6 protein-coding genes are annotated in these 9,635 nt (G+C 40.7%); 1 reads left to right on the plus strand and 5 read right to left on the minus strand.

Features of this window, described 5'->3' with window-relative positions; all coding sequences use genetic code 11:
• Window positions 1–424: 424 nt before the first annotated feature.
• The 5 genes from IQ224_RS18190 to IQ224_RS18210 all read right to left on the minus strand — a co-directional run bounded on the left by IQ224_RS18190 (window position 425) and on the right by IQ224_RS18210 (window position 7,518).
• Complete coding sequence (locus IQ224_RS18190) at window positions 425–1,375, minus strand: NAD(P)-dependent oxidoreductase (RefSeq protein ID WP_194033316.1); 951 nt, start codon at window positions 1,373–1,375, stop codon at window positions 425–427.
• 129 nt (window positions 1,376–1,504) lie between these two features.
• Entirely contained in the window at window positions 1,505–2,557 is a 1,053-nt protein-coding gene (hemE, locus tag IQ224_RS18195) for a uroporphyrinogen decarboxylase (RefSeq protein ID WP_002743748.1), read from the minus strand.
• Between the two features lie 80 nt (window positions 2,558–2,637).
• On the minus strand, window positions 2,638–4,866 hold the full coding sequence (locus IQ224_RS18200) for a heavy metal translocating P-type ATPase (RefSeq protein WP_194033317.1): 2,229 nt from the start codon (window positions 4,864–4,866) through the stop codon (window positions 2,638–2,640).
• A 183-nt stretch (window positions 4,867–5,049) separates the two neighbouring features.
• Window positions 5,050–6,264 (minus strand): S-layer homology domain-containing protein, encoded by a 1,215-nt coding sequence (locus IQ224_RS18205; RefSeq protein WP_194033318.1) that lies wholly within the window; start codon window positions 6,262–6,264, stop codon window positions 5,050–5,052.
• Window positions 6,265–6,294: 30 nt separating this feature from the next.
• Window positions 6,295–7,518, minus strand: coding sequence for an NAD(P)/FAD-dependent oxidoreductase (locus IQ224_RS18210; protein WP_194033319.1), 1,224 nt, complete (start codon window positions 7,516–7,518; stop codon window positions 6,295–6,297).
• 299 nt (window positions 7,519–7,817) lie between these two features.
• Between IQ224_RS18210 and IQ224_RS18215 the strand changes: the two genes are divergently transcribed.
• Window positions 7,818–9,005, plus strand: a complete 1,188-nt coding sequence (locus IQ224_RS18215) for a glycosyltransferase (protein WP_194033320.1) — start codon at window positions 7,818–7,820, stop codon at window positions 9,003–9,005.
• The last annotated feature ends 630 nt before the right edge of the window (window positions 9,006–9,635 follow it).

Genomic DNA, 9,635 nt, shown 5'->3' on the forward strand with positions numbered 1-9,635 from the left:
TCGCTCCATACCCCTTTTAATGCTATATATTCTCATTAACCCTTTTAACCTTTGAATTAATTTTAGTTATTATGTACTACTTTAATGGCTTTTTTGATCTGTGACAGTTGAGGGTGCGGAATGTGGGATTCAAGAATCACCGATAGAGCAGTTATCTTAATGGTGAGGTGGGAAGTTTTCGTTTTGGGGAGTCAGTCGCGGAATTAGGTGGCTCTCTTATCTTTGTGTGATAACTTATATAGTAGTGATCGATCTTTGTGTCCTTTGTGTCTCTGTGGTTCGTTCCACTCACTCGCCGGCAACACTGTATCTTAAAATACATTTTACCCACCAAACCTAAGAGAGACATTAGGTTAGACTTCATCTTTAGGGAAACGCTGTAAGTATCCAGACAGAATTAATTATAGATATTTTTCCGTTCCCTCTACTTAGGGTTTTTTCGGGGAATTCCTCGCAAGGCTAAAACATCATCGAGGGTGGAACAATAGTTTTTTAAACCAAAATCAGCAGGAGTATAGGTTTTAATGTGGGTGAAGTGGCGATAATTCATCGCAAAACGGTCCCATGCTTCCATCTGCAAGTTAAAAACTTTGATAAAAAAGTTAGCAATGGTTAAAGATAAAGGAATGCGAAAATAGATTTTTTTGTTTAAATAAGTACAGATTTCCTCCACTGCTTGGTTAGCTGTCGTGCGTTGATTGCCTAGGACAATTTTGCTTTCCGGTGCGGGATTTTCGATTAAATAATTCACCACTTGAGCTATATCTTTGGCATGGATAAAATGAAAACTGCCATCAGCTTGAAACCAACGCACTAAACCGATATATTTCAACACATCCGGTAAACCACCATAGATATGAGAGTAGGGTTTATTTTCGTCACCACCTAAGACAAAAGTGGGGTATAAAGTAATAATTTTATCGGCGATTTCTAGGTCAGTAAATTTGCTATAACAAATGTATTTAGTGCGGATATAATTAGTTCCTATCTCGCCAGCTTCGGGTAAAGGTTGATTATTTTGATTGAGAATGCTGGCGGTAGAAAAGTAGAGGACTTTCTCGCAGATTTGAGCATCTAAATAACTAATTAATTCTAGGGTTTTTACCACATTAATTTGATAACTTTCCTCCTCTCCTCCCCAACTGGTAGCGATTAAAACCGCTATATTCATTGTTTTTAAAAGCTCGGCATATACCTCGATATTTTGCATATCGCCTAAAAGTATATGAACATTTGATCGCCCTTTGTAAGTAAATTTTAACTTCTCTGGATTACGCACTAAAAAATATAATTCATAGTCAGGATTTTCCAGTAAAATTTCAGCGATATAATGCCCAATACAGCCACTCACACCCGTTAGAAATATTTTTTTCATTATTTTAATTGATCCAGCAGAATTTAGGGGACAGTTTGAAAGTAAAAAGGGTGTTGGGGTGTTGGGGTTTTAGGGTTTTAGGGTTTTAGTTGAATTCCCCCATTTCCCCGTTTCCCCACCCCATGTTCCCTAGTCCTGATAACTAAATTGTTTAGCAGTTTCAAAGAAGAAACGCACGTTATCTTCAGGAGTTCCCACCAAAACACCATGACCTAAATTGAGAATATGACCTTGATTACCCGCTTTCCGAATAGTATCAATAATCCGCTCGCGAATAAACGACTGGGAACCGAATAAAACCCCCGGATCGATATTACCTTGAACCATCATCGCTTTACCTAAACGCTGTCTCGCTTCCGCCATATCGACAGTCCAATCGACGCTAATAATATCAACCCCCGATTTACCCATTCTTTCCAAAACGCCGGCGCTGCCACTAATGTAGAGAATTAACGGTGTATCGGGATGGGTTTCTTTCACCAAACGAACTACTTTTTGTTGATAGGGTAAGGCAAAAACATCGTAATCTTGGGGAGTTAATTGACCCGCCCAAGAGTCGAACATTTGTACCACTTGCGCCCCACAATCAATTTGATAACGGACATAGGTGGCAATCATATCCGCTAATTTATCTAAAAATTGGTGCAGTACCGAGGGTTCCGAAAAAGCCATCCCTTTAATCACAGAATAACTTTTAGAACCTTTCCCTTCCACTGCGTATGCTGCTAAAGTCCAAGGTGCTCCGACAAAACCGAGGACAGTGGATTTATTTCCCACCTCTTGACGCAGGGTTTTTAAAATCGTTTTGATAAAAGGTAAAGACTGATCGGGATCGAGGGGATTAAGTTGGTCCACCTGCGCTTGAGTACGAATGGGAGAATCGATAATCGGTCCCTTACTTTCGATAATATCAAAGGGAATACCGATTCCTGCTAGGGGAGTGAGGATATCGGAGAACATGATCACCCCATCTGGTTGAAAAGCGCGCCAAGGTTGCAGGGAGATTTCGATCGCTAAATCGGCATTTTCCGATCTTTCCCGAAAACTGGGGTATTTATCGCGCAATTCTCGATAAATCTGCATATAACGTCCTGCTTGTCTCATCATCCACACGGGAGGACGGGGTAAGATTTCTCCTTTGGCAGCGCGTAATAAATAAGGTATTTCAGGGGAGTCAGTCATATCACGATGATTATTCTATTGCCTTTTCTACGGTATCATCCCCCGTACAGCTAATTTTTCTGGTTTTTCCTTAAGAATTGTTAACGAAAATTATTCCCCACCCTGGGATGAACTCGACGCAATCGTAAAGCATTTGTCACCACGGAAAGGGAACTTAAAGCCATGGCAGCACCGGCAATAATCGGATTGAGCAGAAAAGGATAGAGGACTCCGGCAGCGATGGGAATGGCAATCAAGTTATAAATAAAAGCAAAAAAGAGATTTTCTTTGATATTTCGCATTGTTGCCCGACTTAACTCAATAGCGGTCACAATTCCCTGTAAATCTCCCGAAATTAAGGTTATATCGCTTGCAGCGATCGCTACATCAGTCCCCGTGCCAATAGCAATACCTAAGTCCGCTTGGGCTAATGCGATCGCATCATTGATACCATCGCCAACCATGGCGACAATTTTCCCTTTTTTCTGCAAATATTCGATTTTTTCGGCTTTTTGTTCGGGACGGAGTGCGGCAAAAAAGCGCCGGATACCCAACTCGCTGGCGATCGCTTCTGCGGTTTCGAGGTTGTCCCCCGTCATCATCATCACCTCTAAGCCCATTTTTTTGAGCTTGGCGACCACTAAGGAAGAAAAAGGTTTTAAAACGTCGGAAATGGCGATCACCCCCTCTAAACCCCCGTTAACCGCTATCCAAGCCACGGTTTTTTTCTGCCATTCCCAATCGTGGGCGACTTTTTTAAGAACTTTTGTTTCGATCCCTTGACTTTCTAACCATTGTTGTGTACCGATTTGCACGAAATCTGACCCGACTTTTCCCTGCACTCCTGACCCAGTTATTGAGTCAAATTCGCTTACTTCCAGGGTTTTAATCTGGTTTAACTGCCCATATTTAACTATTGCTTCTCCTAGCGGGTGTTCAGAATGATTCTCCACCGATACGACTAACTGCAGCAGCGATAATTCCCGTCCATCCCTCACCCCCTCGCGAGTCAAGAAGTCCGTCACCGTTGGTTTACCCTGGGTGAGAGTTCCCGTTTTATCGAGGACAATAGTAGTAATACCATGAGCTAATTCTAAACTTTCGGCATTTTTAATTAAAATTCCCTGTTTTGCTCCCTGTCCTGTTCCCACCATAATCGAGGTGGGTGTAGCTAATCCTAGCGCACAGGGACAAGCGATAATTAGGACTTCCACCATTGTAATCAAAGCGAGGGTGAGATTACCCGTGCGGAGAATCCAAAATAGGAAAGTTATTACGGCAATAATCATCACCACCGGCACAAAATAAGCAGTCACTCGATCGACTAATCTTTGTATAGGTGCTTTTGATGCTTGCGCAGTTTGTACTAATTGGACAATCTGGGCTAAAACCGTCTCTTTTCCCACTCGTAACGCTTGCATTTGTAGGCTACCAGTTTTATTAATTGTCGCCCCGATTACCTGTTGATTGACGGTTTTTCGCACGGGTAAACTTTCCCCCGTCACCATCGATTCATCAATGCTAGAACTGCCTTGGATAATTATGCCATCGACGGGAATTTTTTCCCCGGGACGCACTAAAATTATATCTCCTACTTTCACCTCTTCTATTGGTAGATCTAGCGTCTGTTCTTCCCTAATCACCCTAGCAGTTTTGGCCTGTAATCCCATTAATTGTTTAATCGCGGCAGCCGTTTCTTTTCTGGCCTGTTTTTCGAGGAAACGACCGAGTAAAATCAGAGTAATGACAATAGCTGATGCTTCGTAATAGACATGGGAATTAAAACCCTGTTTTTCGATAAAATCGCTCCCAAAGGTTAAAAACAGGGAATAAAAATAGGCGGCACTGGTTCCCAAAACTACTAAAGTGTCCATGGTAGCAGTGCGATTTTTAAAAGCTTTCCAAGCATTTTTATAAAAACTTTGACCACACCAAAATTGGACGGGAGTAGCGAGAATTAATTGTAGTAAAGGATCGTGTAACCAATGGGGAATAAAAGATAGAGATAAACCTGTCATCATCGGTAAAGAACCGATAAAAAGTATAATACTAATAACAATAGCGATCGATAGTTTAGTGAGAAGTTCTTTTTCTGGACTGGATTCGAGATTAATTTCCGTTATCGGTGTCGCTTGGAAACCGGCATCCCTAACTTTTGCTTGAATAGTGTTAAGATCGGTACGCTTGGGGTCATAGTCCACCTCCACCTGTTCCATGGCAAAATTAACTTGACATCGAATCACTCCGGGGATAGATTTAATTATCCGCTCGATCGAATTAGCACAACCAGCGCAACTCATCCCGACGAGTTTGAGAGTTTGATGGGTCATAATGTTAATAGCAGCGGAAGTCAGCAACAAAATCCCCTGCAGCAGAGTTATATCTTTAGGATAAAATATTCCCCTAGCTGCAGGGTCAAGAATCCTTTGTTAATTTTTCTAAATAGATATGAAGAAATGTCAAAAAGAGTGCTTATATTTTCCTAACACACCCTTAATTTTTGTGGACAAATTTCAATTAACCCCACTCTGTTGCGTATCTTGACCTTGCACAGCATCGGCAGCGGAAACACCATCACCCTGAAAACCAAAATACCATAAAGTAGCGGCAGCTTCAGCGCGAGTTACTGGTCTTTTTGGCTGAAATAGGGTAGTAAAACCAAAAACTCGCCTAATATTGGCTTGTTCGGCATTTTGAAAATCGGCATAAAGAGCGCGCACCAGCTGCGGGTTAATTTTATTGGTATCCTGAAAACCCCAAGTATTTTTAATCGTATCAAGATTGGCGCTCGGTAAAGCTTTTCTGATATCTAATGGCACTTTCCAAGCGATTAAATCTTCCCGGGTTAAAGGAGCATTGGGACGGAATAAAAGGGAGCTACTATCTCCCGTTAAGGGAGAGGGAATTAACCCCGCTTCCGCTAATCCTTGAATATAAATATAATCGGGATCGTTATTTTTAACATCACTAAAAGCTGGGGAACTATTGGGAGTAGCTAAACGGATTTGTTTACCCGCTACATTAGCATAAATGGCATTATTAGCCTGTAACAACCATCGGGCAAATTCTCGGCGCGTTATTGTGTCATTAGGGTTAAACTGATTATTATTACCTGTTAATACTCCTAATTTAGCTAAGTCTTGAATGTGGCTCTTTAAGGGATTAGGTAAGGATTCGAGATCGTTAAAACTGGTGGGATTAAGATTTGGCAAGGGGGAAGAAATAGGGGAGGGATTAGGGGAGGGACTAGGGGAAGCAATCGGGGTTCCTATTGGACGATAATCGAGGCTATATTCGGTATTGGGAGAAGTGGCAGTTATGGTGATAGTTAACTCTAAATTATCTCGACGGGCCGTTAGGGTACTATTAACTCCCTCCCCAGAAAAGGGATTAATAATTTCCCAATTATTATTAACTAATTCCTGTTGATAAAAAGCCTCGATCGCATTGCTGGGATCGTTGGATTGCCAACGGGTTTGTCCACCAGTATTATCAGGATTTGTCTGCACGGATAATAATTCTGATTGACTATATCGAGGAATTTCTGCGGGAAAATTTGCGGGTAATTGCTGGTTATTAGGAGAGTTTTCTGGTATGGGATTTGTTTGTAGATTAGGATCGGCAGCCAGACGATTTTCTAGGGCAGGATTGCCAGTACAGGCTGCTAAAATGCCCAGCAGAGTGATAATTGTACTGTAGCGAATAAACTTACTCACGGTCTTTACCAATATTGTTTCCTTAGCTTTATCCTAGCCTATTTACTCAGGTTTTTGACTAGGAAAAATTTTGCGCCACCATTGACGTAATTTCCCCAGCAGAAATCCTCCTAACCCTTTTGTGTATTTTTCAAATTTGTAGTAGAATAAAACGTCGATTATATCCTGGGTGGAAAGGTGCTTGAGATAGGATAATCCTTGATCAATACGCGCATCACTATATTTTAAATAAACTTTGCGACTGAGGCGAGCAGATAAATTCCATTTGGGTTGAAAATATTCTTGCATCCTCCGTTGATAAGCGGCAAAATTACTCGATTTTCCCTGTAAATATTCTTCCATATATTGACAAGCAATTTCGGCTCCTTTCATAGCATGGCGAATACCTTCCCCTCCTAAAGCATTAATAGTTGAAACTGCATCACCTATGGCGATAATATTTGGTTTTTTATAGTAAATATCTTGCAGTCCAGAGGAATATTCCACGATGGAACCGTGTTGCTCTACTAGATCATAATTATCTAAGTTCATGTAGTCTTTTATTATCTCGATAATATAACTTTTTAAAGGCTTAACTTCAGAAATATAAGGATGTTCTCCCTCTAACCAAGCGGCTCCTATTTTTAATTGCTGATTATCCATAGGAAAAATCCAGCTATAACCTTTAGGACTCCATTTATGACCGATAAAAAATACTAAATTATCTTGATATTTTTGATAATCTACTTCTGGCACAGCAATTAAATATTCAATACCTACCCCCTTTAAAAAATCAGGTTTTTCTCGTCTATATTTATACATAACTGCTCTAGCGTATCCAGTAGCATCAACCAATAAACGAGTAGTAACTGTCTCGATTTTCTCGCCTTTTGATTTCAAGAAAACAGTTAGCTGATTCTCCGTTTGTTCATATTTCAGATAACGACAACCTAAACGAACTTCTCCCCCCAAACGCAGCACTTCTGCGGCTAAAAACTCTCGCAACTTGGCAAAATCAAAAACTACCCCTAAAGGTTGCGGTGATGACCAAAAATGATGTATGCTGGTGGAGATGATTTCGATATTTTTCCAAAACCTAGCCACTACGGTTTCGGGGAGATTGAATTGTTCTAAAATTTCTAGGGGAGAAGCGGCACTAGAAAAATTATTATCTTGCCAACTAGAATGTTGTTCCACTAAAAGAACACGATAACCTTTTTCACTTAATAATCTACCACAGTGACCTCCCGCCGGTCCGCCCCCAATAATTACGACATCATAATCCATGATTTACGCCCTCGCCTAATCTTGCTAACTTGCTTCTATTTTACCCTAAATGCCCTCTGTTAAACCCCAAACTGGTTAAGCTGTTGTGCATCTAAATTTGATAAGTAGCTGGTTATAATTAAATTAAAAATGGATTTTAGGTTCGATCCCTCCTGCCCCCCTTAATAAGGGGGGTGCCGATAGGCGGGGGGATCCCCCCTGCCCCCCTTGATAAGGGGGGTGTCTGACAACTTTTAACACCTACCTACTTACTCTTTTTAAACTGTTCCCCATTCCCTCATCGAAAGGCCGACTAACTTATGACATTTTTATTATTATTAGTTACTTTCCTATCGCTGATAATTTGGTTATATTTAATCTTAGCCAGGGGACAGTTTTGGCTATCTAACCAAAAAATTAATCCTGTCACTTCTCCCTTAACAAATTATCCAAAAGTCTCGGCAATTATCCCCGCACGAAACGAAGCCGACGTTTTACCTATCAGTTTAACTTCCCTCTTTAACCAAGATTATCAAGGAGAATTTTCGATTATTTTAATTGACGATCAAAGCAGTGATGGCACTGGAAAAGTTGCCCAAGAAATTGCCCAGCAATCTCATAAATCTGGACAAATAACTATTATTTATGGACAACCTTTAGAGATAGGATGGACGGGTAAATTATGGGCAATGAAACAGGGAATAACAGAGGCTACCGAGAAATTTGCACCCGATTATTTTCTATTTACCGATGCCGATATTGCCCACGCACCGGATAATTTAACCCAATTAGTTACTAAAGCAGTACAGGAAAAACAAGCTTTAGTTTCCCTGATGGTGTTGCTACGCTGTGACAGTTTTTGGGAAAAATTTCTTATTCCTGCCTTTGTTTTTTTCTTCGAGAAACTCTATCCTTTTCCCCTAGTTAATAATCCTAATTCCCCGATAGCAGCCGCCGCTGGGGGTTGCATTTTAATTCGCCGAGATATCCTAGAAAAGATTGGCAGTATTGAGATTCTTAAACAAGCTTTAATTGATGATTGTTCCTTGGCAATTGCAGTTAAAAAATATCTGCAAAATCACCCCGAAAATAGCGAGAAATCCATCTGGTTAGGATTAACAAAAAGCACCTATAGTCTCCGTCCCTATCCCGATTTAGCCAGCATTTGGAATATGGTAGCCCGCACCGCCTTTACACAACTAAATTACTCAACACTTTGGTTAATTGGCACAATTTTCGGGATGTTTTTAACCTATTTAGCCGCCCCCTTGGGCTTAATCTGGGGATTGGTCTTAAAAGAAACATCAATTATCATAATTAGCGCCGTCACCTTATTACTAATCGCCCTTTCCTATAGCCCGACTTTAAGACTATATAAATTATCCCCCCTGCGGGCTTTAACTTTACCCCTAATTGCCCTCTTTTATAGTTTAATGACCGTCGATTCTGCCCTGCGTTATTGGCGCGGTCAAGGGGGAGGTTGGAAAGGGCGAGTTTATCCTAATTAGCTGGTTATAATTAAATTAAAAATGGATTTTAGGTTCGATCCCCCCTTAGTCCCCCCTTAATAAGGGGGGTGCCGATCCCCCCTTAGTCCCCCCTTAATAAGGGGGGCGGAGGGATCTGAAAGTTTTTAATACCTATCTACTTAATTAGGGATGGCTGAATAATAGTAAAACCCTTTTAAAATAGGGCTATAGATAAGAACTCTTGCAAATTAATTATACCGCACAGAAAACGGGTTTCTCCGAGAAACCCGTTTTCTGCTCATGCAATAGGTGTGGTGCGTTACTTGCAACAAGGAAATAATTCCTAATTTAACCCACATTCCGCACCCTAAGCTGTCACAGAGAGAAATTACGGAGAGAAAAAATCAAAGTGAGCATAAAAATAAACATAAGGAGCGAAAAAAGGCATTTGAGAAACAGTAAAGCACCAAAAATGGCATCAAAACCTATTCTCAATAAGGAGCAATAAGAATTAACACCACCTAGAGGAGTCAACAGATAAAGGCTCTTCGGTTTGTGTTATGCAATGAACGGGGGTTATAAGGGATGGAACCCTTATATAGAAAGGCATTTAGCGATTTTTGTCAATTATTTTCGATCTAGAGCGAACTAATCAATTAAATCCCTTGC

Source organism: Microcystis sp. LEGE 00066, from assembly GCF_015207925.1.
Lineage (GTDB): Bacteria > Cyanobacteriota > Cyanobacteriia > Cyanobacteriales > Microcystaceae > Microcystis > Microcystis ichthyoblabe_A.